Source organism: Shewanella aquimarina (assembly GCF_023349185.1).
GTDB lineage: Bacteria > Pseudomonadota > Gammaproteobacteria > Enterobacterales > Shewanellaceae > Shewanella > Shewanella aquimarina.
This window is the reverse complement of sequence record NZ_JAKIKY010000001.1, coordinates 363,497-390,386: the sequence shown is the minus strand read 5'-3', so window position 1 is coordinate 390,386 and position 26,890 is coordinate 363,497. Positions and strand designations below refer to the sequence as shown.

26 protein-coding genes are annotated in these 26,890 nt (G+C 52.3%); 20 read left to right on the top strand and 6 right to left on the bottom strand.

Features of this window, described 5'->3' with window-relative positions:
* Nucleotides 1–666 precede the first annotated feature (666 nt).
* Both L2731_RS01590 and L2731_RS01585 read right to left on the bottom strand, forming a co-directional pair.
* Complete coding sequence (locus L2731_RS01590) at nt 667–1,056, bottom strand: DUF3301 domain-containing protein (RefSeq protein ID WP_239851565.1); 390 nt, start codon at nt 1,054–1,056, stop codon at nt 667–669.
* The gene (locus L2731_RS01585) at nt 1,053–2,066 is read right to left on the bottom strand and encodes a DUF3549 family protein (protein WP_249251555.1); all 1,014 of its coding nucleotides are present in this window, start codon (nt 2,064–2,066) and stop codon (nt 1,053–1,055) included. The genes L2731_RS01590 and L2731_RS01585 overlap by 4 nt, the downstream gene beginning before the upstream one ends.
* A 135-nt stretch (nt 2,067–2,201) precedes the next feature.
* On the opposite strand from L2731_RS01585, the gene L2731_RS01580 reads away from it, so the two are divergent.
* From L2731_RS01580 to purU, 5 genes are all read left to right on the top strand, one after another.
* Entirely contained in the window at nt 2,202–2,519 is a 318-nt protein-coding gene (locus L2731_RS01580; protein WP_249251554.1) for a YqcC family protein, read from the top strand.
* 10 nt (nt 2,520–2,529) lie between these two features.
* The gene (gene truC, locus L2731_RS01575; protein WP_249251641.1) at nt 2,530–3,351 is read left to right on the top strand and encodes a tRNA pseudouridine(65) synthase TruC; all 822 of its coding nucleotides are present in this window, start codon (nt 2,530–2,532) and stop codon (nt 3,349–3,351) included.
* Nucleotides 3,352–3,756: 405 nt separating this feature from the next.
* Nucleotides 3,757–4,221 carry a flavodoxin gene (locus tag L2731_RS01570; protein ID WP_041509270.1) on the top strand — a complete coding sequence of 155 codons (465 nt, stop codon included), beginning with the start codon at nt 3,757–3,759 and terminating at the stop codon, nt 4,219–4,221.
* The gene (locus L2731_RS01565; RefSeq protein ID WP_415836992.1) at nt 4,173–5,642 is read left to right on the top strand and encodes a PTS transporter subunit EIIC; all 1,470 of its coding nucleotides are present in this window, start codon (nt 4,173–4,175) and stop codon (nt 5,640–5,642) included. Before L2731_RS01570 ends, L2731_RS01565 begins: the two co-directional genes overlap by 49 nt.
* Nucleotides 5,643–5,671: 29 nt before the next feature.
* Nucleotides 5,672–6,505: a formyltetrahydrofolate deformylase gene (gene purU, locus L2731_RS01560; RefSeq protein WP_239851558.1), complete on the top strand. Its 834-nt coding sequence runs from the start codon at nt 5,672–5,674 to the stop codon at nt 6,503–6,505.
* A gap of 101 nt (nt 6,506–6,606) precedes the next feature.
* On the opposite strand, the gene L2731_RS01555 is transcribed toward purU, so the two are convergent.
* The 4 genes from L2731_RS01555 to map form a co-directional block, all read right to left on the bottom strand.
* The gene (locus L2731_RS01555) at nt 6,607–6,951 is read right to left on the bottom strand and encodes a DUF3718 domain-containing protein (protein WP_041509273.1); all 345 of its coding nucleotides are present in this window, start codon (nt 6,949–6,951) and stop codon (nt 6,607–6,609) included.
* Nucleotides 6,952–7,161: 210 nt separating this feature from the next.
* The gene (dapD, locus tag L2731_RS01550) at nt 7,162–7,986 is read right to left on the bottom strand and encodes a 2,3,4,5-tetrahydropyridine-2,6-dicarboxylate N-succinyltransferase (protein ID WP_249251553.1); all 825 of its coding nucleotides are present in this window, start codon (nt 7,984–7,986) and stop codon (nt 7,162–7,164) included.
* A gap of 35 nt (nt 7,987–8,021) precedes the next feature.
* On the bottom strand, nt 8,022–10,595 hold the full coding sequence (gene glnD, locus L2731_RS01545; RefSeq protein WP_249251552.1) for a bifunctional uridylyltransferase/uridylyl-removing protein GlnD: 2,574 nt from the start codon (nt 10,593–10,595) through the stop codon (nt 8,022–8,024).
* A gap of 81 nt (nt 10,596–10,676) precedes the next feature.
* Entirely contained in the window at nt 10,677–11,519 is an 843-nt protein-coding gene (gene map, locus L2731_RS01540) for a type I methionyl aminopeptidase (RefSeq protein ID WP_268747955.1), read from the bottom strand.
* A gap of 234 nt (nt 11,520–11,753) precedes the next feature.
* Between map and rpsB the strand changes: the two genes are divergently transcribed.
* From rpsB to rnhB, 15 genes are all read left to right on the top strand, one after another.
* Nucleotides 11,754–12,482 (top strand): 30S ribosomal protein S2, encoded by a 729-nt coding sequence (gene rpsB / locus L2731_RS01535; RefSeq protein ID WP_011866432.1) that lies wholly within the window; start codon nt 11,754–11,756, stop codon nt 12,480–12,482.
* Between the two features lie 119 nt (nt 12,483–12,601).
* Nucleotides 12,602–13,450, top strand: a complete 849-nt coding sequence (tsf, locus tag L2731_RS01530; RefSeq protein WP_249251551.1) for a translation elongation factor Ts — start codon at nt 12,602–12,604, stop codon at nt 13,448–13,450.
* 133 nt (nt 13,451–13,583) lie between these two features.
* Entirely contained in the window at nt 13,584–14,327 is a 744-nt protein-coding gene (pyrH, locus tag L2731_RS01525; protein ID WP_011866430.1) for a UMP kinase, read from the top strand.
* A gap of 35 nt (nt 14,328–14,362) precedes the next feature.
* Nucleotides 14,363–14,920, top strand: coding sequence for a ribosome recycling factor (gene frr / locus L2731_RS01520; RefSeq protein WP_041509278.1), 558 nt, complete (start codon nt 14,363–14,365; stop codon nt 14,918–14,920).
* Between the two features lie 81 nt (nt 14,921–15,001).
* Complete coding sequence (uppS, locus tag L2731_RS01515) at nt 15,002–15,793, top strand: undecaprenyl pyrophosphate synthase (RefSeq protein WP_041509279.1); 792 nt, start codon at nt 15,002–15,004, stop codon at nt 15,791–15,793.
* Nucleotides 15,794–15,813: 20 nt separating this feature from the next.
* Nucleotides 15,814–16,671 (top strand): phosphatidate cytidylyltransferase, encoded by an 858-nt coding sequence (locus tag L2731_RS01510; protein WP_041509280.1) that lies wholly within the window; start codon nt 15,814–15,816, stop codon nt 16,669–16,671.
* Between the two features lie 2 nt (nt 16,672–16,673).
* On the top strand, nt 16,674–17,861 hold the full coding sequence (gene ispC, locus L2731_RS01505; RefSeq protein WP_249251550.1) for a 1-deoxy-D-xylulose-5-phosphate reductoisomerase: 1,188 nt from the start codon (nt 16,674–16,676) through the stop codon (nt 17,859–17,861).
* Nucleotides 17,862–17,963: 102 nt separating this feature from the next.
* Nucleotides 17,964–19,325 carry a sigma E protease regulator RseP gene (rseP, locus tag L2731_RS01500; RefSeq protein ID WP_249251549.1) on the top strand — a complete coding sequence of 454 codons (1,362 nt, stop codon included), beginning with the start codon at nt 17,964–17,966 and terminating at the stop codon, nt 19,323–19,325.
* Between the two features lie 31 nt (nt 19,326–19,356).
* A complete protein-coding gene (gene bamA / locus L2731_RS01495; protein WP_041509283.1) occupies nt 19,357–21,840 on the top strand; it encodes an outer membrane protein assembly factor BamA in 2,484 nt (827 codons plus the stop codon).
* 69 nt (nt 21,841–21,909) lie between these two features.
* The gene (locus tag L2731_RS01490) at nt 21,910–22,404 is read left to right on the top strand and encodes an OmpH/Skp family outer membrane protein (protein WP_041509543.1); all 495 of its coding nucleotides are present in this window, start codon (nt 21,910–21,912) and stop codon (nt 22,402–22,404) included.
* A 6-nt stretch (nt 22,405–22,410) separates the two neighbouring features.
* Nucleotides 22,411–23,436: a UDP-3-O-(3-hydroxymyristoyl)glucosamine N-acyltransferase gene (gene lpxD / locus L2731_RS01485; protein WP_249251548.1), complete on the top strand. Its 1,026-nt coding sequence runs from the start codon at nt 22,411–22,413 to the stop codon at nt 23,434–23,436.
* Nucleotides 23,437–23,466: 30 nt separating this feature from the next.
* Nucleotides 23,467–23,928 carry a 3-hydroxyacyl-ACP dehydratase FabZ gene (gene fabZ, locus L2731_RS01480; protein ID WP_041509285.1) on the top strand — a complete coding sequence of 154 codons (462 nt, stop codon included), beginning with the start codon at nt 23,467–23,469 and terminating at the stop codon, nt 23,926–23,928.
* Nucleotides 23,925–24,692 carry an acyl-ACP--UDP-N-acetylglucosamine O-acyltransferase gene (gene lpxA, locus L2731_RS01475; protein ID WP_249251547.1) on the top strand — a complete coding sequence of 256 codons (768 nt, stop codon included), beginning with the start codon at nt 23,925–23,927 and terminating at the stop codon, nt 24,690–24,692. Before fabZ ends, lpxA begins: the two co-directional genes overlap by 4 nt.
* Before the next feature lie 276 nt (nt 24,693–24,968).
* Complete coding sequence (gene lpxB / locus L2731_RS01470; protein WP_249251546.1) at nt 24,969–26,117, top strand: lipid-A-disaccharide synthase; 1,149 nt, start codon at nt 24,969–24,971, stop codon at nt 26,115–26,117.
* 13 nt (nt 26,118–26,130) lie between these two features.
* A complete protein-coding gene (rnhB, locus tag L2731_RS01465) occupies nt 26,131–26,757 on the top strand; it encodes a ribonuclease HII (protein ID WP_249251545.1) in 627 nt (208 codons plus the stop codon).
* The last annotated feature ends 133 nt before the right edge of the window (nt 26,758–26,890 follow it).

Genomic DNA, 26,890 nt, shown 5'->3' with positions numbered 1-26,890 from the left:
TATTTTTATTGAGATGGCAATAATGTGACCAGCTAAGCAGAACTTTTTCCGCCTCTATTATTGGGCGACAAGGGCGCTAGAATTAACAGTGTTCAAGGATGAATGGATAAGGAAGGGTCAGGACGACCTAATCATCATCAGGATGATGATGGCAAGGATGGTACAAGGATGGCAACTCACGGAAGAGTCGACAACTAGGGAAGGCCAAACACTCAAGGATGATGGATATCTGCCTAGGATGGCAGATGACAAGGAGTGTAGGAAAGGAATCCCAAGGACGAGACTGGACATGCTTAAGGATTAAGCAAACTTGGTAAATGGATGACCAAGCAAAGGGACGGTACCTAAGTACGCAAGTGCTAAAAGGTACAAGGAACGGAAGGACCAAGGAAGATGCAAGGAGCATAAATTCGCAAGGATGGAGCAGGGAGCACTTAAATAGCTGGATTGCTTAGCGAAAAAGACAGAAGGCGCGGCTCTTAATTGAGCCGCGCTTTTTCTTTATCTGCGCCATATAGAGAATTTCTATCCGTGAGCCTTATTTGTCATCAGAGGCGCCTCGATTTAGGCGCCTTGATTAAAGTATCTTGGTCAAAGTTCTTTGATTAAGGCATTGCGGCTGGCTGAGCACTATTGTGGATCAGCCTTAGAGGTGAACTTGATCGCTTATTTACAGCCGCCAGAGTTGCAACCGCCACGACTGCCACAGCTGCCGCCGACCGAGCCTCTTGCCTCAGGGGCTTCCAGCCATTCCGGCTCGGGAAAGATGGGCCACTGAATTTTTTCTATCTTCTTACCATGCATCCAGATATGTGCACGATATTGATTGATACCGTCGGTACTGAACTCCATCAAGAACTTGGCTTTCCAGGTGAGTCCGCTAGTGCCGCCAATGCTGGGACGGGCCGATTCCATGGCGATAGCCAGGAGCTGTACTCGCTGCTTCTTGCATTCACTGCTAGCGAACATCCGGCTCAGCTCGGCCATCTGTCTTAGCTGCCAGAAGAAGGCGGCAATGATCACCAGCGCGGCGATCATTAAAAAGTCTGTCATCATGCTTTGGTCACCCTAAAGAGTCCACCTATGGCATTGGCGAGGGCTTGGCTGCGCTCGCTGTCTCTTAATGCCATCAAGAGTTGAGTTCGTATCGCTGGAATTGCCACAATATCAGCAAAGATCTGGTTAAAGAAGCCCTGGGGTTGTTTTGCTAAGGCCTCGAGATAGATCTTGCGAGTCCGATCGTCTTTTAATGCGGTCCAATTTCGGCCCGCTATGGTGATCAAGGCGTTGTCATCCAGCGCATCTTGCTCATCCAGGTACTGTATCGCTTGCTGTGCCAGGGCTGGCGCCGAGGCTAGGGCGCGCAGATAGTAGAGTCTCTGTTCGGGACTGGCTTGATAAAACGCCTCAAGCAGCCGCTCGGCTAAGGGCGCCTCGAGGCTGATGTGCTCTAGCTGTTGGCACAGGGCTACCTTGACTTCGTCAGCGCTGTGCTCAAAGGCGTTAAGCAGCTGCTCACTGTGGTCGAGCGCCGTGGCGCGCACGCAGATGTCGGCTAATCCCTGTAAGCCCACATCTTGCCAACGCTCAGGTGAAACTTGTCCCGATAGGTATTGATAGGCAAATTCATATTGCGCCGAGGCAGGTAGGCCCAGCTGTTTACGCACCAAGGCGTTGAACAGCGCCAGTTTCTCCGCACTGGGTTTGAAGGCGAAGGGGTGGTTGGCGAGCTTGTCTTGCTGCTCCTCGGATAAAGCCTGAGTCGGGTCGCTGCCTAGGGCCTCAATCACCATGCGGATAAACTGTGTTCTCGGCGCCGGTGAGAGCAGGCCACGTTCATCCAGAGGTAACTTGAGGAACCAGATGAAGTGTTGGTTAGACTTGTCCCAGAAGACGATGGCAAATTGCGCATGACCCTGTATAGGCGAAGGGTAAGGTGCCTGGAGGGCCTCAATCTGGGAGAAGGCCATCATGTCGATATGCTGTACCCGGCGGCCGAGATCATAGACCTGGAACTGGGTATTAGCCGTGGTGAGAAATTGAGTCAGGGTCGTAATTTCAGTCATTTGAATGCCGTTTTACTTACAGGGAACAGATTAAATGGCGCTTATTATAGGGAGAAGTCAGGTGAGATGGTACAATTTCGGCCGAATTAGCTCGCAGGTCTAGGCGCCGTGGGGAAAGATATCATTGAGGAAAGTGTGTCGCTCTATACCGAAAAACAGCTAAGGCTTATCGAAGCCGAATTGAAACGACTGCAACTGTGGCAAGACGAGCCGCCCTCCGTCGAGGCGATGGCCGACCCGACCCCCTTTGCCTGCGAGTCCATGGCCTTTGAGCAGTGGCTACAGTTTATCTTTCTGCCCAAGATGGGCGAGATCATTGCGGTCAATGGCACGCTACCCAGTCAGATAGCTTTAGGCCCTATGGCTGAGTATGTGTGGCAGGGGCGGGGCGAGATGCAAGCTTTAATCAACATTATTAATCAATTAGATGAGCATTTGAGTGGATCCAATTAATCCTGAACCTATGGAAAATCTTACCGAGCAACTAGCCGGTGATCATGACAGCACCAGAGTCGAAGTGGCACCGAAAATCGAGATCCTCTACGAAGATGACGACCTGGTCGCTATCCATAAACCTGCCGGCCTGCTGGTACACCGCAGTTATCTGGCGAGGCGGGAGAAATATTTTGCCATGCAGATGACGCGGGATCTGGTGGGCTGCCACGTCTTCCCCGTCCATCGTCTCGACAGGCCAACCTCTGGCGTATTGCTGTTTGCCAAGAGCAGTGAGATGGCGAATCAACTGTGCGAACAGTTCGCCAGTAAGTCGGTGAAAAAGCACTATATCGCCTTGGTCAGGGGCAATATGCACGAGCCAGGGCTGCTGGATTATCCTCTGAAGCAGGAACTCGATGAGCTGGGCGACAAAGATGTCGATCCCAATAAGGCGGCGCAGGAGGCGCAGACAAGCTATCGCCCCTTGCTCAACTGTGAGATCCCTTATCCCTCAGGCCGATACGCCACCAGTCGTTATGCCTTGATTCAGCTGACACCACATACAGGGCGTAAGCATCAGCTACGCCGGCACATGGCACATCTGCGTCACCCCATCATAGGTGACACTACTCACGGCGACGGCAAACAGAACCGTTTCATGCGTGAGCATAGTGGCATCAATCGTTTGTGGCTGATTGCCAAGAAGCTGGAATTTAATCATCCGCGAAGTGGCGAGCGAATTGCGGTAGAGGCAGAGTTAGAGAGTGAGTGGTTGGCGCTGTTTCAGCTACTGGGGTGGGACGATACACTGCTGAGCGGCGAAGCTGCGCAGCTAATCTGTGAGGCTTAACCTTTAACGTCTAATCGCTAACTTCTAATGTCTAACGTCTAGTTTCTAGCATCTAGCCTCGAAAACAGAATGTCTCAAAGCAAAACTTCTGTTGCTCAAGGCTAAGGGCCTGTGGTTACTTTACCAGTGCGCAGGCCGATTTGATTGCCGAGAGGGGGGATAGTTTCTCTTCGGGGGCGTCTGTTTCTGATGGGGGATGCGGATTGAGCGAGAGGGACTGAACGGTTCTGAAATAACACATGCGCCTGATGTGCGCGCTGCGGTGAACATGCTTTAGATGTTTCTGTCGGCTCGAGTGTCGCATCTAATTGATCCTTGAAACTCAATAACCTAGTGTAGCTATCAAGCTTTCAATAAAGTATGTTTAGAGTATAAGTAAATAATGCGCTAAGGGCTAAGTAAAACATGAGAAAAGTGAATCTGGTATATGGAACTGTCTATGGTAATGCGCAGTTTGTTGCCGAGACCCTGCAAGAAGAGCTGATGGCCAAAGATATCCAGGTTACTCTGATGACGCCTGAGACGCTCAATGGTTTCGTACCACCCGAGGATGAGTTGCTGCTGGTGGTGACCTCAACCACGGGCCAGGGCGATCTGCCCGATGATATCAGCCCTTGGTTTGAGACCCTGAGGGGCGAGGCGCCCTATTTGCCTAAACTCGAATATGGCATGGTGGCGCTGGGGGACTCGAGTTACGAGACCTTCTGTTTTGCCGGCATACGTTTCGATGAGTTGTTGACTGAGCTTGGTGGCACACGCATAGGCGAACTGCTTAAGATAGATGCCTGTGAGACGATGGAGCCGGAAGTAGAAGCAAAAGCATGGTTAACCCAATGGACCCAACTCATCAACGACCGCGCGGCCGATTAAGTCGGATCAGTCGTCAATGGTTTAAGTTTGCCCAGCGGCTGAGCCAAGCGCTGCTGCTGCCTATCGCCATCTTGCCCGCCGCGGGGGTGATGATAGGCCTGGCGACTAATCCCATCCCCTTTATTTCGGCCGATCTTGCTACCCTAATGTGGACAGTAGGCAACCTGGTTTTCTCCATGATGCCCATGCTGTTTGCCGTTACCATAGCCATAGGTTTCTGCAAAGATCAGGGGATTGCCGCCTTTAGCGCCGTATTCGGTTATGGGGTATTTTTCTCTAGCCTGTCGGCCCTGGCGAAGATCCATCACTTGCCCACCGAGATGATCTTGGGGCAAGCCACCATAGACACAGGGATTGCCGGTGGCATGATGGTCGGGGCCTTTACCTGTTTTGCGGTCAAACATAGCGAGCGCATACGTTTGCCTGCGGTGTTCTCTTTCTTTGAAGGGCGTCGTTCGGCGCCCCTGATGATGCTGCCCATGGCTATCTTATTGGCCTATCTGTTTCTGCTGTTGTGGCCCTTGCTTTCACAGTGGATTGAGCAGATCTCTAACTGGGCCGTTTATCAGGAACCCGCCTCGGCGTTTGCCGTATACGGCATGGTGGAACGCCTGCTGATCCCCCTTGGGTTACATCACATCTGGAATGCGCCTTTCTACCTGGAGATGGGGCAATACTTTAATGGCGATGAATGGGTAAGGGGAGAGGTGGCCCGCTACCTGGCGGGAGATCCGCAGGCCGGTAACCTGGCTGGTGGCTACCTGATTAAGATGTGGGGGCTGCCCGCGGCGGCGCTGGCCATCTGGCGCTGCGCCGATAAACATGAGCGCAACCGGGTGGCTGGTATCATGCTGTCGGCGGCCACCGCCTGTTGGCTGACAGGGGTCACCGAGCCCATCGAGTTTGCCTTCATGTTTGTCGCCCCGCTGCTGTTTATCCTGCACGCCCTGATGACGGGGATTGCCTATGCGGTGACGATTTCGCTGGATATCCACCACAGCGTGGTGTTTTCCCATGGCTTAGTCGATTTCAGTCTATTGCTGGGACAGTCCAGAAATGTAGAATGGTTTTTGATCCTCGGTCCCATCACGGCGGTTATCTATTACCTGGTGTTTCGCGGCACCATATTGGCCTTTAACCTCAAGACGCCGGGACGCATGGAGGCGGGGAGCGGCCAGCGGGCCGGCCTGATCTCCATGATCACCGCCCTGGGGGGGCAGGATAATATCAATGAGTTAACCGCCTGCCTGACACGGCTGCGTATCAGCGTGAAGCATGCCGAGTTGGTGGACAAGGCTCAGCTTAATCAGCTAGGGGCTAAGGGGGTGGTGTTAGTCGGAAACGGTGTTCAGCTGGTTTATGGCACGAAAGCGGAGAGTATCAGGCGTTTACTGCAACGCTATCTAGATAGGCACAAATAGTGAGATTTTGACATTAAGAGGTAGAGAAGATGCAACAGAGAGTATTAATCACAGATTGTGCCGACGCACCAGGACTTATCACTAAGATCACGGGTGTTTGTTATGCCCACGGGCTCAATATCGTTAAGAATAGTGAATTTGTCGATAATGCTCAGGGGCGATTCTTCATGCGCACCGAGTTGGAAGGTGTGTTCGATGAGGCGAAATTCTTGGCCGATATCGATGAGGTGCTTCCTGAGCAGCGACATCGAAAGCTGGTGGTCAAGGGCAAGAAGCGTGTGGTGGTGATGGTGACCAAGGAGGCGCATTGCCTCGGGGATATCCTGATGAAGGCCTACTATGGTGGTCTGGATGTGGAGATAGCCGCTATCGTTGGCAACTACGATACGCTCAAGCCGCTGGCCGACAAGTTTGATGTGCCTTTCTACTGTGTCTCTCACGAGGGCAAGACCCGCCATGAACATGAACAGGAGATGCTAGCAGTCATAGCGCAATATGACCCAGACTACCTGGTGTTAGCGAAATTTATGCGGGTATTGACCCCTGAATTTGTTGAGCAATACCCCAATCGTATCATCAATATCCATCACTCTTTCCTGCCGGCATTTATTGGTGCCTCTCCCTATCGCCAGGCGTGGGAGCGAGGGGTGAAGATCATCGGTGCCACGGCCCATTTCGTCAATAACTGTCTGGATGAAGGGCCGATTATCAAGCAGGACGTTATCCCAGTGGATCATAGTTACAGCGCCGAGGAGCTGGCCAGATGTGGCCGGGATGTCGAGAAGAGTGTCCTCAGTAAGGCATTGCAACTGGTGTTGCAAGAAGAGGTGATTGTCTACGGCAATAAGACGGTTGTGTTTTAGCGAGCTTATTTATCAGCGACCCCCAATAAAAAAGAGCCTTTAGGCTCTTTTTTTATCGGCAATCTAGCGTAGCTTTTGTCTTAGACTCGTTAGCTATTGGTTTAGAAGTTAACGGCTAAGATATCTTGGTCACCATAATTCATGGCGATATCTTTAATGGTCACAGTACCTAGGGCGTATGGGGCAATCTTGGCGGCGGTGCGATCGGCGCCGTTGCTCAGGGCAAACTGATGGAAGCTCTGATCATTACATACCAAGCGTGGGAACACGCGCTGCTTATTGATGCGATACTCTCTGAGTGTACTGCTAAATTCAACCATGTTGTTGCTTGCACCGGCCTTGCATACGGCAACTAAGGTTTTTTCCATCTGAGGCGACATGGCGGCTTGAGAAGAAAAAGCCAGTGGGGCTAATGCGATGGCGGCAATCGTTAGTAACTTTTTCATTTTGTGCTCCTAGCATATTTCCGTTGGGATCGATTATGAGTAAAGCCCTTTATGTAGTGAAAAGCTGTTAGCGATTTGTCGCGAAATGTATCGGTATATGAGGAGTGGATCTGACTGTGTCTGGGAGTAACAGAATGTGTCTGTTTATCCCTAAAGAAATAAAAAAGCCAGGCGATCACCTGGCTTTTCTAAATTGGGTCGCGAAAGTGATTAATCGACGATGCGCAGTAGCTCGTTGATACCCACTTTACCGCGGGTCTTGGCGTCGACCTTCTTCACTATGATGGCGGCATATAAATTGTATTTGCCACATTGAGATGGCAGGGTGCCAGAAACCACGACCGAGCCCGCGGGCACACGGCCATAGTGGATCTCGCCGGTTTCACGATCATAGATACGGGTGCTCTGGCCTATGTATACCCCCATAGAGATAACACTGCCTTCTTCGACCACTACGCCTTCGACGATCTCTGAGCGCGCACCGATGAAGCAGTTGTCTTCGATGATGGTTGGACCGGCCTGCAGTGGCTCCAATACACCGCCGATACCGACACCGCCTGACAGGTGAACGTTTTTACCAATCTGGGCGCAAGAGCCTACGGTTGCCCAGGTGTCTACCATGGTGCCTTCGTCGACATAGGCGCCGAGGTTAACGTAGGATGGCATAAGAACGGTATTTTTACCGATAAATGAGCCTTTGCGCACCGCCGCTGGTGGTACCACACGGATCGCTTCCTGCTTGAAACGTGCCTCATCATAGTCGGCAAATTTCATCGGTACTTTATCGAAGAACTTGGTTTCTGCACCGTCGATCACTTGGTTGTCGAAGATGCGGAAAGAGAGTAATACGGCTTTCTTCAGCCACTGATGCACATGCCACTCGCCGTCGATCTTCTCGGCAACGCGTGCTTCACCAGTGTCCAGCATGGCGATGGCTTTCTCAACGTCGGCACGAACACTCGGCTCGACTGTGGTAGGGGTGATATCTGCGCGAGCTTCAAAAGCTGCTTCTATACGTTGGCGTAAAGCCTCCATTAACGTCTCCCAATTATCGTAAAATAGTCTGTTGATTAAACTTGGTTATGCGTATCGAGCGCCTTGGCCAGTGCTTCACTGAGCGCCTCTTGTTGTGTCTCGTTCAGTTGCTGCCCATCTCGTGTCTGCAACATAAAGAAATCTTCGGCGCGCTCGCCTATGGTGGTGATCTTTGCCGCTAACAGGGTGATCTCACAGCGATAAAAGATATCCCCCACCTTGGCCAGTAGCCCTGGGCTGTCTAGGGCGATCAGCTCCATCATGCTGGTGCCTGGTTTGCGCGCCGGCAGGAAGCTCACCTGCGTCGGTACCCTAAAGGGTTTCATCTTACGCGGCAGCTTCTTAAATTTTGGCAGTTTTGCCGTGTCATTGCTTAGTGCTTTCACCAATGCCTTCTTGATCCCCTGGATACGGGAGATCTGTGACACCGGGCTGCCATCTTGCTCTAAAATGACGAAAGAATCCAGTGCGTAGCCATCTTTAGAGGTCATGATATTGGCGTCGTGCACATTGATGTTCTTGTTGTCCAGCACGGCCATCACTGTGGCAAACAGCTTAGGCTTATCCTGGCTGTAGACAAACAGCTCGGTCCCTCCACGTGTGGTGTGCTTGGAGATCAGCACCAGGGCCTCGTCATGCTTGTGCTTGAGTATCGCTTCGGCGTGCCAGGCCACCTGATTGGGCTGATGACGCAGGAAGTAGTCGGCCTTGAAGCGCTGCCAGAGAGTATCCAGGCTCTTCTCCTTGATCCCGCGGCGTAGCAGTTCTTTCTTTGCCTTGGCCTGATGCTCGCGCACGCGGGCGCGAATATCCACCGGCTTCTCCTTGCCCCGGGCGAGTACCCTCTGGGTGGAGAAGTAGAGATCGCGCAGCAGCGAGCCCTTCCAGTTGTTCCAGGTCTTCTCGTTGGTTGCGCAGATATCGGCGACCGTGAGGCAGTAGAGGTAACTCAGGTGCACGGCGTCGCGCACCCTGTCGGCAAACTCGGCCACCACATCGGGATCGGAAATATCCCGGCGCTGGGCGGTCACCGACATCACCAGGTGATTCTCTACCAACCAGCTGACCAGGCGGCCGTCATGCTTGTTGAGGCCGTGTAGATCGCAAAAATCCTGGGCATCGACGGCGCCGAGCTTACTGTGATCGCCGCCGCGTCCCTTGCCGATATCGTGGAAGATGGCCGCGAGTACCAGTAGCCCCTTCTTGGGCAGCTGATTGATCAGTATGGAGCCCAGAGGGAACTCATCCTTTTGCTCCGTCTGTGAGAATCTGTCGATGTTGAGCAGTAGTCTGTGGGTATGCTCATCGACCGTGTAGGCGTGAAATAGGTCGAACTGCATCTGCCCCTCGATGCTACGCCAGGCGGGCAGGTAGGCCGATAAGATGCCATGGCGGTGCATCAAGGAGAGTGAGGCGATACCACGCGGATGACGCAATATCTCCAAAAACACCTTTCGGCAATCTTCATTGTCCATCAGCGGCGCCTGCTGGGCGCGACGGGCGCGTCTTAGGCTGCGCAGGGTAGGGGCGTAGATCCCCTTGATGTTGGAGTTGCGCGCCGCGTGTAAAAATACCCGCATGATCTCCACAGGGTCCTTAAACAGATCCGCCTGGAGAGATTCGATGAAACTGCCGCGGCGCTGGTAATGCTCGTCAATGGGCTGGATCTCCAGCTCCTTGGTGTGGCCCAAGGTGGCGCGCTTAAAGAGTTGCAGCAGCATCTGGTTGAGCTCCATCACCCGGCGCACGGTGCGGTAGTAGCGCTTCATCATCTGCTCGACCGCAAGTTGAGTCTCATCCTTGTAGCCAAGAAGCTCTGCCACCTGGCGCTGCAGATCGAACAGCAGACGGTTCTCGTCGCGCCCCGAGATCAGGTGCAGGGCAAAGCGCAGCTGCCACAGGTACCCCTGACACTCGAGCAGCTCCTCGAGTTCATCCTGCTCGAGGAAGCCATGGGCGACCAGCTCCTCGGCGCAGCTGGCATCGAAGTAGCGCATTGCTACCCAGGTGATGGTCTGGATGTCTCTCAGGCCGCCCGGGCAAGATTTAAGATTTGGCTCGAGATCGAAGGCGCTGGCCTTGGCGTGGCGCATGACCTGTTCATCGCGCTTGGCGACAAAAAAGTCGCTGGCGGGCCAGAAGTCACCTTCGCGCACCTTGTCATACAGGGTGTTAAACATGGCCTGGGGCCCGCAGAGTAATCTGGCTTCGAGCAAGTTGGTGGCTATGGTGATATCGGCCTTGCCCTGAGCTATGGTCTCATCCAGGGTTCTCACGCTGTGGCCCACCTCGAGGCCCGAATCCCAGAGGAAGGCGATAAACTGACTCAGTTTGGTTTCGTCACTCTGGGCGAGGGCGCCTTGGATAAGGAACAGCAGATCCACATCGGATTGCGGGTGCAGCTCCCCACGCCCATAGCCACCGACGGCGATCAGGGCTATAGGGGTTTCATCGAGTTGATGGGCTTGCCACTGGGCAATGAGGAGTTCATCGACGAAACGGCAGCGTTGGCTGACCAGGGCGGTGACAGATTCGCCGGCGCTGAAACGTTCTAGGAGTTCTTGGTTTTGTTGTTTTAGGGCGTTCTTAGCTGTTAGCGCAGTGTTCATTGCAGTCCTTAACCTCAGAGCGAGCATAGCAGGCCGGATGGCCTGCTATGGGAGTAAACCACAATTTAGCTGCGTGTGCGATTAGTGGTTGATGATGCGGGGGAAGTTTTCTTCTTCGCGCAGAGTCAGGACTTCCACGCCAGTTGGCGTGATCAGCAGGGTGTGTTCCCACTGGGCCGAGTTTTTACCGTCGGAGGTAGTGACGGTCCAGTTGTCGTCCTTATCCAATACACTGGTGTGACGACCGGCGTTGATCATCGGTTCTATGGTGAAACACATGCCAGGACGCAGTACTGTCTTGTCATTGTTTTTGTAGTGCATCACCTGTGGCTCCTCATGGAAGCCGGCGCCGATACCATGGCCACAGTAGTCGGTCACGATACTATATTTCTCCAGGCCGGTTTTCTTGCTCTTGATATATTTTTCGATGATGGTGCCGATCTCGCCCAGTTTCATGCCTGGACGTACCTTCTTGATCGCTTCATATAGGCTTTCCTGAGCCACGCGGCACAGGCGCTTGTCTTTTGCGCTGACATCGCCGATGAGGAACATCTTTGAGGTATCGCCGTGGTAGCCATCTTTGATCACTGTGATGTCGATATTGATGATGTCGCCATCTTTGAGGGCGCGATCGCTGGGAATACCATGGCAGATGACTTCGTTGATGGAAGTACAGATAGATTTAGGAAAGCCGTGATAATCCAGCGGGGCCGAAATTGCGCCTTGCTCTTCGGTATATTTCGCACAGATATCATTGAGTTCGTTTGTGGTGACCCCAGCCTTAACGTGGGGGGCAATCATCTCTAATACTTCGGCGGCCAGCTTGCCTGCCGCGCGCATTTTTTCGATCTCTTCGGCGGTTTTTATCACTATACTCATTAAGCTTTCTCTGTTGTGTCGGTAGTCGAATTCGGGGCGCCTCAGGGCGCTAAAAATTTGTGTTGGCGCCGATATTATGGTATAAAGCGCGCCGTTATGTTTGACTCTTGTCGATGAGGTGCATTGTTACCCCATCTCAGAGCGAATGTGGCGGCCATTATACATGGCTATGACTAAATACTAAATCACACACGTATCGACACGTTCTTCGGGGTGCCTATTTAGGTCGGAGATATGGGATGCGTGGAGGTCTAACCCCTAATTTTTTAAGGTAAAAAAATGACTACAGTTTCAATGCGCGACATGCTTCAGGCCGGTGTTCACTTCGGTCACCAAACTCGTTACTGGAACCCAAAGATGAAGCCTTTCATCTTCGGCGCTCGTAACGGTGTACACATCATTAACCTAGAGCACACTGTGCCTATGTTCAATGAAGCACTAGCGTTCATCAGCAACGTAGCATCTAAGAAAGGTAAAGTACTTTTCGTTGGTACTAAGCGCGCTGCAAGCGAAGCGATCAAAGAAGCTGCTATTTCTTGTGATCAATACTACGTTGACAACCGTTGGTTGGGCGGCATGCTGACTAACTGGAAAACAGTTCGTCAATCAATCAAGCGTCTAAAAGATCTTGAGAGCCAGTCTGTAGACGGTACTTTCGACAAGCTGACCAAGAAAGAAGCGCTAATGCGTACTCGTGAGCTTGAGAAGCTAGAAAAGTCTCTTGGTGGTATCAAGAACATGGGCGGCCTACCTGACGTTATCTTCGTTATCGGTGCTGACCATGAGCATATCGCTATTAAAGAAGCTAACAACCTAGGTATTCCAGTTGTTGCTGTTGTTGATACTAACTCTTCTCCAGACGGCATCAACTACATCGTTCCTGGTAACGATGACGCTATGCGTGCAATTCGTCTGTATGCTGAGTCAGTAGCAGCGGCTGCTAAAGCAGGTCGTGGTCAAGACCTAGCGGTACAAGCTGAGCAAGACGGTTTCGTAGAAGCTGAATAATAAAGGCGAGATGAATTTCATCGCCCTTATTAACCAAGATAGATAATTGGTGAACAGGGGCCCACAGGCCCCTGTTTTTTCACATTTGATTTGTAGAGTTACCTATAGAGGATTTAACAATGGCAATTACTGCTGCCCAAGTTAAAGAACTACGCGAGCGTACTGGCGCTGGCATGATGGATTGTAAGAAAGCGCTAACTGAAACCAATGGTGACATTGAGCTAGCGATTGAAAACATGCGTAAGAGCGGTGCTGCTAAGGCTGCTAAGAAAGCGGGTAACATCGCTGCTGAAGGTACTATCCTGATCAAGCAAGGCGAAGGTTTCTCAGTACTTCTAGAAGTTAACTGTCAAACTGACTTCGTTGCAAAAGACTCTAACTTCCTAGCATTTGCTAACGAAGTTCTAGATGTTGCTGCAGCAGGTAAGGTATCTGTTGCCGATCTACAAGCTCAGTTCGAAGAAACTCGTGTTGCGCTAGTTGCTAAAATCGGTGAAAACATCAACGTTCGTCGCGTTGAGTACATCGATGGTGCTAACCAAGCTTCTTACCGTCACGGCGACCGTATCGGTGTTGTTGTTTCTGGCGAAGCTGACGAAGAGACTCTGAAGCACGTTGCTATGCACGTTGCAGCTTCTAAGCCTGACTACGTTAACCCAGAAGACGTACCAGCTGAAGTTGTTGAAAAAGAGAAAGCCGTTCAGATCGAAATCGCAATGAACGAAGGTAAGCCTGCTGAGATCGCTGAGAAGATGGTTTCTGGCCGTATGAAGAAGTTCACCGGTGAAGTATCACTGACTGGTCAAGCTTTCATCATGGAGCCTAAGAAGACTGTTGGCGAAATCCTAAAAGAGAAAGGCGCTACAGTAACTAACTTCATTCGTCTAGAAGTTGGTGAAGGTATCGAGAAGAAAGAAGAAGATTTTGCCGCTGAAGTAGCAGCGCAAATCGCCGCTTCTAAGGCTTAATAGCCAGTTGTAAGATACCCTAAAAACCGCAGCATTCGCTGCGGTTTTATTATGCCAATTAGATTGCTGCAGAGCGCTTTTTTTCTTATATAATTGGCACGTTACCCATCGGCATTTATCAGGATAAACAACTATGAGCACAAATCCAAAACCTGCTTTTCGACGTATTCTTCTCAAACTGAGTGGCGAGGCCCTGATGGGCGAAGAGGGCTTTGGCATCGATCCCAAGGTGCTAGATCGCATGGCACAAGAGATTAAAGAGCTGGTCGAGCTTGGTATTCAGGTAGGTGTTGTGATTGGTGGCGGTAACCTCTTCCGCGGTGAAGGCCTGGCACAAGCCGGTATGAACCGTGTGGTGGGTGACCATATGGGCATGTTGGCAACCGTAATGAATGGCCTGGCGATGCGCGATGCGCTGCACAGAGCCTATGTGAATGCCCGCCTGATGTCGGCCATCCCTTTGAAAGGCGTGTGTGACGACTATAACTGGGCCGAAGCGATTAGCCTGCTTAAATCTGGCCGAGTAGTGATCTTCGCTGCCGGTACGGGTAATCCTTTCTGTACCACAGATTCTGCCGCCTGCCTGCGCGGTATCGAAATCGAAGCCGAAGTGGTGCTCAAGGGCACTAAGGTAGATGGTGTTTACTCAGATGACCCGGTCAAGAACCCTGAAGCGGTGAAGTATGACGAGATGGGTTATGGCGAAGTCCTAGAAAAAGAATTGAAAGTGATGGATCTTGCGGCATTTACTCTTGCAAGAGATCACGATATGCCTATCTTAGTGTTTAATATGAACAAGCCTGGTGCGCTACGACGTGTTATCATGGGCGACCATGAAGGTACGCTTATCAGAAGTAGCCGTAAGACTGCCGAATAAATAACCCGATACGAACGAATTTAAGGATATTTAACGTGATTAACGAAATCAAAGAAGATGCAAAGAGCCGCATGGCGAAGTGTGTTGAAGCGACTAAGAATCAAATGGCTAAGGTACGTACTGGTCGTGCTCACCCAAGTCTGCTTGATTCAATCAAGGTGCCTTACTATGGTACGCCAACGCCGCTTAAGCAGGTGGGTAACGTATCGATCGAAGATTCTCGTACACTGGCAATCACAGTCTTCGATACCACTATGATTGCAGCCGTTGAGAAGGCGATCATGAGTTCAGATCTGGGTCTAAACCCAATGTCTGCCGGTACGACTATCCGTATCCCACTGCCTGCACTGACCGAAGAGCGTCGTAAAGACTTGATCAAGGTCGTTCGCGCCGAGGCTGAAAACGGTCGTATCGCCGTACGTAACGTACGTCGTGACGCTAACTCTGACGTGAAAGCGCTAGAGAAAGAAAAAGAGTGTACCGAAGACGATGTACGCCGCACCGAAGATGAGATTCAGAAATTTACTGATGCTCACATCAAGCAGATCGATGAGATCTTGGCGGCAAAAGAAGCAGAGTTGATGGAAGTCTAATCTCCCTGTTTCGTTACTAGAGTTCGCACGCCGTGTAGGGGTATACTACACGGCGTTTGCTATTTTTAAGGGTTGTAATAGATGTCAATCGAATCTCAATCTGGCTCTGAGTTATCTAATGAAGCACTCGCAGAGCTGGTAAAACAGTCTATCCCCAAGCACGTGGCTATCATCATGGATGGCAACGGGCGCTGGGCACAGGCACAGGGCAAGCCCCGTGTCGTGGGTCATAAGGCCGGTGTGAAGACTGTTCGTCGCGCCGTGAGTATGGCACGAGAGATGGGGATAGGTTCGTTAACCCTGTTTGCGTTTTCCAGTGAGAACTGGCGCAGACCCGAGAAAGAAGTCAGCCTATTGATGGAGCTGTTTTTCACCGTTTTACAACGAGAAATAAAACTACTGGATAAAAACGGTGTCAGGCTCAACGTCATAGGGGACACCAGTCGTTTCTCTGCCCGACTGCAGAAGCAGATCGCCGCGGCGATGGAGAAGACGGCTCACAACGATGGTTTAATTCTCAATGTGGCCGCTAACTACGGCGGTCGTTGGGACATAGTGCAGGCGGCGCAAACCTTAGCCAAAAAGGTGGAATCTGGTGAAATGACCAGCAGTCAGTTCACCGAGGAGGCGCTAAGTCAGCATTTAAGCATGCAAAATCAACCGGAAGTTGATTTAATGATTCGCACCGGTGGCGATTTTCGCATTAGTAACTTTGTGTTATGGCAAGCTGCCTATGCAGAGTTAGTGTTTACTGATGTGTTGTGGCCAGATTTTGATGAACAAGCCTTTAAAGATGCGGTAGCCGTATTTGCTACCCGGCAGCGCCGTTTTGGATTGACGGGTTCTCAAATTGAGACTTTGCAGGCTGAGTAATAAATATAAGAGGGAAAGTTTTGCTAAAACATAGAATAATAACAGCAGTATGGTTGATCCCATTGGTGATGGGAGCCATTTTCTTTTTCCCTGTGGAGTATTTTTCATGGGCCTTGGTGGCGGTATTTTTGATTGCCGCCAAGGAGTGGGGACGCATCATAGACAAGCGCTGCAATGTGACCCAGTGGAGTTTCACCCTGACCATAGGCATCTTGTTGGTAGCGTTAAACCTCTTGGTGCCTACCGAAGAGATATGGTTTAAGGGGCAAATGCACCCCGTCTATCTGGCCATCACCCTCATTGGCGCCATGTGGTGGACCATCTCACTCCTCTTGGTGCTGAGTTTCCCTAAAAGTTCGGCGTTGTGGGCCAAGAGCCATATGCTCAAGTCCATGTTTGGCCAGCTGACCTTAGTTCCCTGTTTCACTGCGTTGATCGCGCTAAAAGCCCTGAGCACGGCGAGCATGCCTTACTATGGCGGCTCCCTGGTGTTCCTGGTGATGCTGACCGTATGGGCGACCGATTCCGGCGCCTATTTCGCCGGCAAGGCCCTGGGCAAACACAAGTTGATGCCAAACGTCAGCCCGGCAAAAACCGTCGAGGGGCTTCTCGGTGGCCTGGTGACCACTATGGTTGTAGTGGCCGGGGTCATGATGGTCTCGCCCGAGCAGGAGCTGGGGCTAGTGATCTGTGTTACCCTGTTTGTTGCCCTGGTCTCCGCCCTTGGGGATCTCTCTGAAAGTATGTTTAAGCGGGTGGCCGAGATTAAAGATTCGGGCACCATATTGCCGGGTCATGGTGGTGTGCTGGATCGCATCGACAGCCTGACGGCGGCACTGCCTATCTTTACCCTAATTTATATCGCATTTTGGATGTAACCATGCAGAAAATGGTGATTCTGGGCGCCACAGGTTCTATCGGTGCCAGTACCCTGAGCGTTATCGAGCAAAATCCTGAGGCCTACAAGGCATTTGCCCTGGTTGCCCATAAGAGCGTCGATAAGATGCTGGACTTGTGTATCAAGCACAATCCATCGATCGCCCACATGGTCGACCCACAGGCGGCGGCCGAGTTGCAGCGTCGCTTGCCGCCGCATATGGCGATTGCCGTCTCTTCGGGTGAAGATGAGCTGGCGGCTATCGTCGCGCTCCCCGAGGTCGACTGCGTCATGGCAGCCATCGTCGGCGCGGCGGGCTTGCCGGCGACACTGGCGGCGGTTAAGGCCGGTAAAAGGGTGCTGCTGGCCAACAAAGAATCATTGGTGATGTCGGGTCGCCTGTTTATCGATGCGATGCAGGGCTCAAACGCCAAGGTGTTACCTGTGGACAGCGAGCATAACGCCATCTTCCAGTGTCTGCCTGAGCCTGCTCAGCAGGCCATTGGCGCCTGTGATCTGGCCGGTGCGGGTATCTCACATATTCTGCTGACAGGCTCCGGCGGACCATTTCTCAGCTCGGATCTCGACAGCCTGAGTCAGATGACGCCAGATCAGGCGTGCAAACATCCTAACTGGTCGATGGGCCGCAAGATCTCGGTCGACTCTGCCAGTATGATGAACAAGGGGCTCGAGTATATCGAGGCCCGCTGGCTGTTTAACGCCACCAAAGACCAACTCAAGGTGGTGGTGCATCCCCAGAGCGTGATTCACTCTATGGTGCAGTATAAGGATGGCAGCGTGCTGGCCCAGATGGGCAACCCTGACATGCGCACCCCTATCGCTCACTGCATGGCCTATCCGCAAAGAATTTCGGCGGGCGTTGAACCTTTAGATTTTTTCAAAGTCGGACAGTTAAGCTTTCTTAAGCCTGACTTCAACCGCTTTCCCTGTTTGAAGCTGGCGATAGATGCCTGCGAGCAGGGGCAGGAAGCCACAACGGTACTGAACGCGGCCAACGAGGTGTCGGTAGAGGCCTTCCTGGCCAGCAAGATACGTTTCACCGATATCGCCCGGGTAAACGAGTATTGCCTAAGCCATGTCGAGCAGCGTAGCTTAGACACCATAGAAGATATTTTGGCGCTGGACAGCCTGGCACGGTGTGCGGCGCAGGAACGAGTCGCCAAGCTTTAAGGCTCACGCCAAATAAGTTTTAAGGCTCATGCCAAATAAGCTTTAAGGCGCGCCAATTAGGTTTTCAGGCTCGCGCCAACAGAAGCAGAGATAAGGAGAGGAATGCTAGACTTTTTGTGGAACTTGGGCTCATTCATCATTGCCCTTGGGATTCTGATCACGGCCCATGAATATGGTCACTTTTGGGTGGCCAGACGCTGTGGCGTGAAAGTTGAGCGTTTCTCTATCGGTTTTGGTAAGGCTATCTGGCGCAAAATCGGTGCCGATGGTACCGAATACGTGGTGGCCATGATCCCCTTGGGTGGCTATGTCAAGATGCTCGATGAGCGCGTCGATACCGTTGCCGATGAGCTAAAGCCACAGGCCTTTAACCGCAAATCAGTCTGGCAGCGCATCGCCATCGTCGGTGCCGGCCCTATGGCGAACTTCGTCTTTGCCATCTTTGCCCTGTACATCATGTACCTCATAGGTGTGCCCTCGATAAAGCCGGTGATCGAATCGACCCAGGCTGATTCCCCCGCGGCTGTGGTTAAGGTCAACAAGCCGATGCAGGTGATCGCCGTTGGCGATAGCAGTGTGCGCAACTGGGAAGAGGTGACCTATGCCCTGGTGGGCCATATCGGCGATGAAGCCATCGATGTGACCTTGGCGCCCTTATCTGGCGTGATGGGCGAGGAGCGTACCTATAAGCTCGACACTCGCAACTGGAAGTTTAACCCAGAGACAGAGTCGCCTATTACTTCTTTAGGCCTTAACCCCTATAGACCCGCCATTACCCCTACGCTGGGATTTGTCGACGAAGATGGCGCGGCCTACGCTGCGGGTCTGAGGGTCGGCGATACCTTGGTTGCCGTCGACGGCCGTGCCTATAGCGACTGGGATCAGTTTGTCACTAAGGTCAAGGCCGCTGCCGACAAGCGGCTTACCGTGACCATCAGACGCGACGGCGAACAGCTTAAATTTGATGTTACTCCTAAGGCTCGTACCATTGATGGTGGTAAGGTCGAGGGGGTGATTGGCGTGGCGCCGACCCAGGCACCTTGGCCCGAAGAGATGCGCCTGCAGCTCGAATATGGCGTCGGCGAGTCCCTCTGGGTCGCTGCGGATAAAACATGGCAACTTGTATCGGTCAGCATTAAGATGATCGGCAAGTTATTTACCGGTGACGTGTCGGTGAAGAATTTGAGCGGTCCTATCTCCATCGCTCAGGGCGCGGGAAGCAGCGCCAATTACGGATTAGTTTACTTTTTGGGATTCCTGGCATTAATCAGCGTGAATTTAGGCATTATTAATTTATTGCCTTTACCCGTGCTTGATGGCGGGCATCTGTTATATTACTTCATCGAAGTGATCACAGGCAGGCCTGTACCGGAAAAGGTGCAGGAAATTGGATTCAGATTTGGGGCAGCCTTGCTGCTAATGTTGATGAGTATCGCCCTTTTCAATGATTTTTCCCGACTCTGAGCAAGGACAGACACATAATTAGAAGCGCTCTATGAGATTGAATAAAATTTTTGCCTCGATGTTATTAGTCGGTGCGTCTTTATCAGGGAAGGGTTGGGCCGATACATTCCAGCCTTTTGAAGTGACCGACATCCAGGTTAAAGGATTACAGCGTGTCGCGCTGGGTGCCGCCTTGTTGAATATTCCCATCAAGGTAGGGGATACGGTTGACGAGATGCGTCTGCAGCAGGCGATCAAGAGCCTGTACTCCTCGACCAACTTCGAGCATATCGAGGTGAGTCGCGACGGCAGTGTCTTGGTGGTGACGGTCAAAGAGAGACCTACCATCAGCGTAGTGACCTTCGAAGGTAACAAAGACATTAAGGACGAGCAGCTGCAAGAGAGTCTCGACGGCAGTGGCGTCAAGTCGGGTGAGTCACTCGACCGCACCATGCTTAGCGGCATCGAGAAGAGTCTGCAGGACTTCTACTACGGCGTAGGTAAATATGGCGCCAAGGTGGAAGCGCAGGTGATCAACCTGCCACGTAACCGTGTCGAGTTGAAGTTTAAGTTTACCGAAGGTTTGGCGGCAGAGATTCGCCAGATCAACGTGGTGGGTAACACTGTCTTTAGCGATGCAGAGCTTATCGGCATGCTGGAGCTGAAAGACTATGTGGCCTGGTGGGATCTCTTTGGCGAGCGTCGCTATCAGAAGCAGAAGCTGCAGGCCGACCTTGAGACCATCAAGACCTTCTATCATAACCGTGGTTATATCCGTTTCGAGGTAACCTCGACTCAGGTGGCGATGACGCCTGACCGTAAGGGTCTCTATATCACCATTAACGTCGATGAGGGTGAGCAGTACAAGGTTAAGGAAGTTAACCTGACTGGCGACCTCATGGGGCGCGAAGAGGTGATGGAGAAGATCTTGCCAATCAAGGTTGGTGATACCTATAACGGCGCGGATGTGACCTTTACCGAAGAGATGTACGGCAAGTATCTGGGCCGCTTCGGTTACGCCTATCCTGAGGTGAAGACCTATCCTGAGATTGATGATGAGACCAAAGAGGTCGCCCTCAACGTTAACATCAAGCCGGGTAAGCGTGTCTATGTGCGTAGCATTAACTTTACCGGTAACCAGGTGACTAAAGACGAGGTGATGCGCCGCGAGCTACGTCAGATGGAAGGTGCCTGGCTGAACTCGGCTCAGGTCGAACAGTCTAAAGCGCGTCTGAATCGTTTGGGTTACTTCGAAACCGTCGATACCCAGACAGTTCAGGTACCGGGCACTGATGACCTAGTGGATGTTGACTTTACCGTGAAGGAGCAGCCATCTGGCTCGTTCAACGCGGGTGTGGGTTATGGTACCGAGTCGGGACTGAGCCTGCAGTTTGGTGTGCAGCAGAGTAACTTCCTCGGTACGGGTAACCAGGCGGGGATCAACCTCAATACCAACAAGTATTCCAAGAACGTCAACATCAACTACACAGATCCATACTTCACTAAAGATGGGGTGAGCCTGGGTGGTAGCATCTACTGGAACGAGTTTGACGCTCAGGAAGCGAACCTTGAGCGCTATAAGAACAGCTCTTACGGTATTGCGCTGAATTCTGGCTTCCCGATCAACGAATACAACCGTATCAACGGTGGTATCGGTTATCGTCACAACAGTATCTCGGAGATCTCGGCCTACGAGCAGGCCCTGCGTTTCTACAACATCTACCGTGATGCCAACGATCCTAACGCCGACCTGTCGTTCGACAACTTCGAGCTGACCCTTGGCTGGTACCGCAGCACGCTTAACCGCGGTACCTTCCCAACTGACGGCTCATCACAGCGCCTGAGCGGTAAGATGACGGTACCGGGCTCGGATCTGCAGTACTTTAAGACTGATTTCGATACCAGCTTCTACTGGCCAATCAACCGTAGTCACAGCTTCGTGCTCCTGACTAAGGCGCGCCTGGGTTATGGTAACGGTTATGGCCAGTTTAACGACAATGACCAGATCCTACCTTTCTGGGAGAACTACTACTCGGGTGGTAGCAGCTCACTGCGTGGCTTCAAGTCTAACTCTGTCGGTCCACGTTCATTCTACCTGTACCGTGGCAGCGAGCCTTGCTCGCCGGATCCTGCCGGTGATACCTGTACCTTGCCTGGCGATCCTAACCGTGTCACGGTAAGTGATGGTCGCTCTATCGGTGGTAATGCCATTGCCACGGCGAGTGTCGAGATGATAGTGCCAACCCCATTCTTGGATGAGGCCTACACCAACTCGGTTCGTACCAGCTTCTTCGTCGATGCGGGTAACGTCTGGGATACCGAGTTCGATTATGACGCCTATCGCTTCCTGCCGGCTGAGCAGTTTGACAAGCTGTCGGACTATTCAGACCCAGGGCGCATCCGCGCCTCGGCGGGGATGAGCGTGCAATGGTTGTCGCCCATGGGACCTATGGTATTTAGTCTTGCATGGCCAATCAAAAAATATGAAGATGATGACACAGAGATCTTCTCGTTCAACATTGGTAAAACTTTCTAAAGTAGAACTAATTTAAATAAAAAGTCATCGGCAAGTTTTGCTGATTATAAGGAGTTTATTTTGAATAAGATGTTTAATCGCGCAATGATGGTGTTGGTTTTGTTGGGTGCGCCTATTGCGGCACAAGCTGAAAAAATTGCCGTAGTCGATATGCAGGCGGTATTTGAGCAGCTACCACAGCGCGAAGAAGTCAGCAAGACACTGAAAACCGAGTTCGGTGATCGTGTGGCTGGCGTGCAGAAGATGCAGGACGAGCTTCGCGGCATGCTAGAGAAGCAGCAACGCGATGCGGCGCTGATGAGCGAAACTCAGAAGACTGAGATGCTGCGTAAGATGGAGTCTCTCAAGGCTGAGCTACAGCTTAAGGGTAAGGCGCTAGACGAAGATATGCGTCGTCGTAACGGTGAAGAGCAAAACAAGCTATTGGTTAAGGTTCAAAAAGCCATCAGCGCCATCGCCGAGAAAGAGCAATATGACGTAGTGCTACAGCGCGGCGCCGTGATCTACGTGAAGCCGACATCAGACATCAGCAGCAAAGTGGTTGAAGCTCTGAGCAAAGGCTAAGCATTGATGACAAGTTATACCCTAAGTGAGATCGCCGCCCATCTAAATGCCGAGGTCAAGGGTGACGAGACGGTGACCATTCACCGTGTCGCCACGCTGGAGAAGGCTCAGGCGGGGGAGATCTCCTTTCTGGCAAATACCAAATACCAGAGTCAGCTAGAAGGCACGGCAGCCTCTGCCGTGTTGCTCTCGCCCAAGATGGCGGAGCATTACAACGGCAATGCCATAGTGTTAGCCGACCCCTATGTGGGATTCGCAAGAGTGGCCCAGCTGCTCGACACCACGCCTAAGGCCGCCGAGGCCATTCACCCTAGTGCGGTTATTGACCCTAGTGCCCAGTTGGGTGAAGGTGTCGCCATAGGTGCCAATGCGGTGATCGGCGCCAACGTCATCTTAGGTGAGAATGTGCAGATAGGTCCCGGCTGTGTGCTAGGCCAGGATGTCATCATAGGTTCAAATACCATACTCTGGGCCAATGTGACGATTTATCACGATGTGCATCTGGGCACAGATTGTATCGTCCATTCGGGCACAGCGATCGGCTCTGATGGCTTTGGTTATGCCAACGAGCGTGGTCAGTGGATCAAGATCCCACAAACCGGTGGGGTGCGTATCGGCAATCGTGTCGAGATCGGCGCCTGTACCAGTATCGACCGCGGCGCGCTGGATCATACAGAGATCCACGATGGCGTGATCATCGACAACCAGGTGCAGATAGCCCACAACGTTATAGTGGGTGAAAACACAGCGCTGGCAGGCAGTTCGACCTTTGCCGGCAGCTGTAACATAGGTAAATACTGTATCATTGGCGGCAACAGCGCCGTAGCAGGGCATCTGTCGATTGCCGACGGTACCCATGTCTCGGGTGGCACTAATGTGACGAGTGTTATTCGCGAGCCTGGTGTATACTCTTCTGCGACCATTGCGATGGAAAACAAGTTGTGGCGACGTAATACCGTCAGATTCAGACAACTTGATGAGTTATTCCAGCGCGTGAAACAGCTTGAAAAAAACGTTAATTCAGATGATTAACTGCCCGAGGGCAGCTAAGGAAGTTATTGAGTGTCAAATCAATTAAATACGATGGATATCAAAGAGATCCTAAAGTTTCTACCTCACAGGTATCCGTTTTTATTGATCGATAGAGTCCTCGACTTTACGCCAGGTGAAACACTGCACGCGATCAAGAATGTCACCATCAACGAGCCATTCTTCCAGGGACACTTCCCTGTGGCGCCGGTTATGCCAGGCGTATTGATCCTCGAGGCCATGGCCCAGGCAACCGGTCTGTTAGCGTTTAAAACCATGAGCGATGAGCCATCTAGCGATGCCTTATACTATTTCGCCGGTATCGATAATGCCCGCTTCAAGCGTGTGGTCGAGCCAGGTGACCAACTTCATTTCGAAGTTAAGATGATTAAAGAACGCCGCGGGATTGGCGTCTTCACAGGTGAAGCTAAGGTTGATGGCGAACTAGTTTGTTCGGCAGAGATCATGTGTGCCCGCAGAGAGATTTCCAAGTGATTGATAAGTTAGCATTTGTACACCCAGATGCCAAAATCGGTAACAATGTTACCATAGGCCCGTGGACCTACATCGGCCCAGATGTCGAGATCGGCGACGATTGTCATCTCAGCTCTCACGTGGTGGTCAAGGGCCCTACGGTTATCGGTAAGGGTAACCGTATTTTCCAGTTCGCCTCTGTAGGGGAAGATTGCCAGGATAAGAAATATGCTGGCGAGCCAACCCGACTCATTATCGGCGACAACAATGTGATCCGTGAGTCTGTCACCATACATCGCGGCACGGTGCAGGATAACAGCGAGACCCGTATCGGCTCCAACAACCTGTTTATGGCCTATGTGCATATCGCCCACGACTGTGTGGTGGGTAATAACGTGATCATGGCCAACAACGCCTCTATCGCAGGTCACGTCCATGTGGGCGACTGGGCGATTTTAGGCGGCATGACAGGCGTGCACCAGTTTGTTCATATCGGTGCCCACGCCTTTACTGCTGGTTATTCGTTGATCCTGCAAGATGTCCCACCCTTCGTGATGGCATCGGGTCAGCCAGCCATCCCAAGGGGACTGAACAGCGAAGGCATGAAACGCCGTGGCTTCTCCAAGGAGAGCCAGTTAGCGGTACGCCGTGCCTACAAGACCTTGTATCGTAAGGGCTTTACCGTAGAAGAGGCGGTTGCCGCCTTGGGTGAGGATGCCCAGGATGAGCAGGTTAAGCTGATGATGGACTTTGTGGTCAACTCAAGCCGAGGCATTATTCGCTAATCGGTTGCATTAATCGGTTGGGTTAATCGGTCGCGTTAATCGGTATTAATCGGTATTGGTTATCGAAGAAAAGCTCGTATTCACGGGCTTTTTTATTTTCAGTAATACCAATCACGGTAAGTGAGCAGAATTAGTGCTGGAAAACGCTTGGGAAAAGGCATGGTTTTTAGGTAAGTAGTTGTTATAAAATTAAAAATTATAATGCCGTGACCGAGTATTTTAACAAGCTAGCATGATCAGTTATTTATTAGGATTGGTATAAGCAAGTAACAGAAGATGAATCAGAGCAATCAAAAAGTATTCGCCATGGTGGCGGGTGAGTTGTCAGGCGACATTCTCGGCGCCGGCCTGATCAAGGCCTTGAAACAGCAATACCCGGATGCCCGCTTTGTCGGTATCGGTGGCCCACAGATGGATGCCCTGGGGTTTGAATCCCTGTTTTCTTTCGAAGAGCTGGCCGTGATGGGGCTGGTCGAGGTGTTGTCGCGCCTGCCACGCCTGCTCAAGGTACGCAGGACGCTGATCGACGAGATCACCGCCCTAAAGCCCGATTGCTTCATCGGTATCGATGCCCCCGATTTCAATATCGGCCTGGAGCTGAAACTCAAGGCCCAAGGGATCAAGACGGTCCACTATGTCAGCCCTTCGGTCTGGGCCTGGCGCCCTAAGCGGATCTTCAAGATCGCCAAGGCAACTAACATGGTGCTGTCGCTGCTGCCTTTCGAGAAGGCCTTTTACGACAAGCACAATGTGCCTTGCACCTTTGTCGGTCATACGCTGGCGGACGATATTCCGCTGGAAAGCGATAAAGTAAGTGCCCGCGAGCAGTTGGGATTAGCGCCTCATGATGAATACCTAGCCATTTTACCCGGCTCTCGCGGCGGTGAGCTCAAGCAGCTGGCCGAGCCTTTCGTGCAGGCGGCGGTGAAATTGCGTCAGCGCTACCCGGACCTTAAGTTTGTCACCCCGCTGGTCAATACCAAGCGCCGCGCCCAGTTTGAGCAGGCGCTTAAGACCCATGCGCCGGATCTCGACATTCATCTGGTGGAGGGACAGTCTCGCACCGTGATGGCCGCGGCGGATGCTATTCTGCTCGCATCAGGCACGGCGACCCTGGAGGCCATGCTGGTGAAGCGTCCCATGGTGGTCGCCTACCGTGTGTCGCCTATTACCTATCGCATCGCCAAGGGGATGATGCAGATCTCCCACTATTCGCTGCCTAATTTGCTGGCGGGTAAGGAGATCATTCCTGAGTTGATTCAGGCCGACTGTACGCCAGAGAAGATAGCCGAGGCCGTCGCAAACCAGCTTGATGGCGATCATAAGCCCTTGATGGCGACCTTTATGGCCCTGCATCAGCAGTTGAGGTGTGACGCCAGTGCGCGCGCTGCTCAGGCCGTTATCGAACTCATCGAGACCAACTAGGGGAGATAAAATAATGGCAATCTATAAGCAGATCACCCCGCAGCAGGTGGATGAGCTATGTAGTGGCTTCTACGCCGGTGTCGACGAGGTGGGCCGCGGCCCCTTGGTGGGCGATGTGGTCACCGCAGCCGTGGTGCTGGACCCTAACACTCCCATCGAAGGGCTCAATGATTCCAAGAAGCTGTCGGAGAAGAAGCGCGACGCCCTCTACGAGGAGATCCTGGCCAAGGCGCTGGATGTCAGCGTCGGGCGCTGCTCGCCGAGCGAAATTGACGAGCTCAACATCTTGCACGCCACCATGCTGGCGATGCAGCGCGCCGTGGCTGGGTTGCGGGCCAGACCCGATAGGGTGCTTATCGACGGCAATCGGGTACCCGCCTTCGAGGACGCCACCCTAGAGGGCCACGCGGTGATCAAGGGCGACGGCCTGATCCCGGCCATCAGCGCCGCATCGATTGTTGCCAAGGTGGTGCGCGATAGAGAGATGGAAGCCCTGGATGAGCGTTACCCAGAGTATGGCTTTGCCAAGCACAAGGGCTATCCCACCAAGGCCCATTTTGAGGCGCTCGAGGCCCATGGTGTACTGGCCGAGCACCGCAAGAGCTTCAGGCCGGTCAAGGAGCGTCTCGACGCCTGTTGAGTCGATGCGCCGGGGCGCCACTGGTGCCCTGTGTGTGACTCTGATACTCTTTCAAGGTTGCTCTTTAAAGGTGACTTTTCAAGGCGACTCTTTTACGGGAATAGTTCGTCGCATAAATATTAGAAAACTAGCT

What these genes read in the sequence shown, in the direction of transcription:
- L2731_RS01590 (WP_239851565.1), bottom strand. Translation starts at nt 1,056, where the DNA reads ATGATGACAGACTTTTTAATGATCGCCGCGCTGGTGATCATTGCCGCC.
- L2731_RS01585 (WP_249251555.1), bottom strand. Translation starts at nt 2,066, where the DNA reads ATGACTGAAATTACGACCCTGACTCAATTTCTCACCACGGCTAATACC.
- truC (WP_249251641.1), top strand. Translation starts at nt 2,530, where the DNA reads ATGGAAAATCTTACCGAGCAACTAGCCGGTGATCATGACAGCACCAGA.
- L2731_RS01570 (WP_041509270.1), top strand. Translation starts at nt 3,757, where the DNA reads ATGAGAAAAGTGAATCTGGTATATGGAACTGTCTATGGTAATGCGCAG.
- L2731_RS01565 (WP_415836992.1), top strand. Translation starts at nt 4,173, where the DNA reads ATGGTTAACCCAATGGACCCAACTCATCAACGACCGCGCGGCCGATTA.
- purU (WP_239851558.1), top strand. Translation starts at nt 5,672, where the DNA reads ATGCAACAGAGAGTATTAATCACAGATTGTGCCGACGCACCAGGACTT.
- L2731_RS01555 (WP_041509273.1), bottom strand. Translation starts at nt 6,951, where the DNA reads ATGAAAAAGTTACTAACGATTGCCGCCATCGCATTAGCCCCACTGGCT.
- dapD (WP_249251553.1), bottom strand. Translation starts at nt 7,986, where the DNA reads ATGGAGGCTTTACGCCAACGTATAGAAGCAGCTTTTGAAGCTCGCGCA.
- glnD (WP_249251552.1), bottom strand. Translation starts at nt 10,595, where the DNA reads ATGAACACTGCGCTAACAGCTAAGAACGCCCTAAAACAACAAAACCAA.
- rpsB (WP_011866432.1), top strand. Translation starts at nt 11,754, where the DNA reads ATGACTACAGTTTCAATGCGCGACATGCTTCAGGCCGGTGTTCACTTC.
- tsf (WP_249251551.1), top strand. Translation starts at nt 12,602, where the DNA reads ATGGCAATTACTGCTGCCCAAGTTAAAGAACTACGCGAGCGTACTGGC.
- pyrH (WP_011866430.1), top strand. Translation starts at nt 13,584, where the DNA reads ATGAGCACAAATCCAAAACCTGCTTTTCGACGTATTCTTCTCAAACTG.
- uppS (WP_041509279.1), top strand. Translation starts at nt 15,002, where the DNA reads ATGTCAATCGAATCTCAATCTGGCTCTGAGTTATCTAATGAAGCACTC.
- ispC (WP_249251550.1), top strand. Translation starts at nt 16,674, where the DNA reads ATGCAGAAAATGGTGATTCTGGGCGCCACAGGTTCTATCGGTGCCAGT.
- rseP (WP_249251549.1), top strand. Translation starts at nt 17,964, where the DNA reads ATGCTAGACTTTTTGTGGAACTTGGGCTCATTCATCATTGCCCTTGGG.
- bamA (WP_041509283.1), top strand. Translation starts at nt 19,357, where the DNA reads ATGAGATTGAATAAAATTTTTGCCTCGATGTTATTAGTCGGTGCGTCT.
- L2731_RS01490 (WP_041509543.1), top strand. Translation starts at nt 21,910, where the DNA reads ATGTTTAATCGCGCAATGATGGTGTTGGTTTTGTTGGGTGCGCCTATT.
- lpxD (WP_249251548.1), top strand. Translation starts at nt 22,411, where the DNA reads ATGACAAGTTATACCCTAAGTGAGATCGCCGCCCATCTAAATGCCGAG.
- lpxB (WP_249251546.1), top strand. Translation starts at nt 24,969, where the DNA reads ATGAATCAGAGCAATCAAAAAGTATTCGCCATGGTGGCGGGTGAGTTG.
- rnhB (WP_249251545.1), top strand. Translation starts at nt 26,131, where the DNA reads ATGGCAATCTATAAGCAGATCACCCCGCAGCAGGTGGATGAGCTATGT.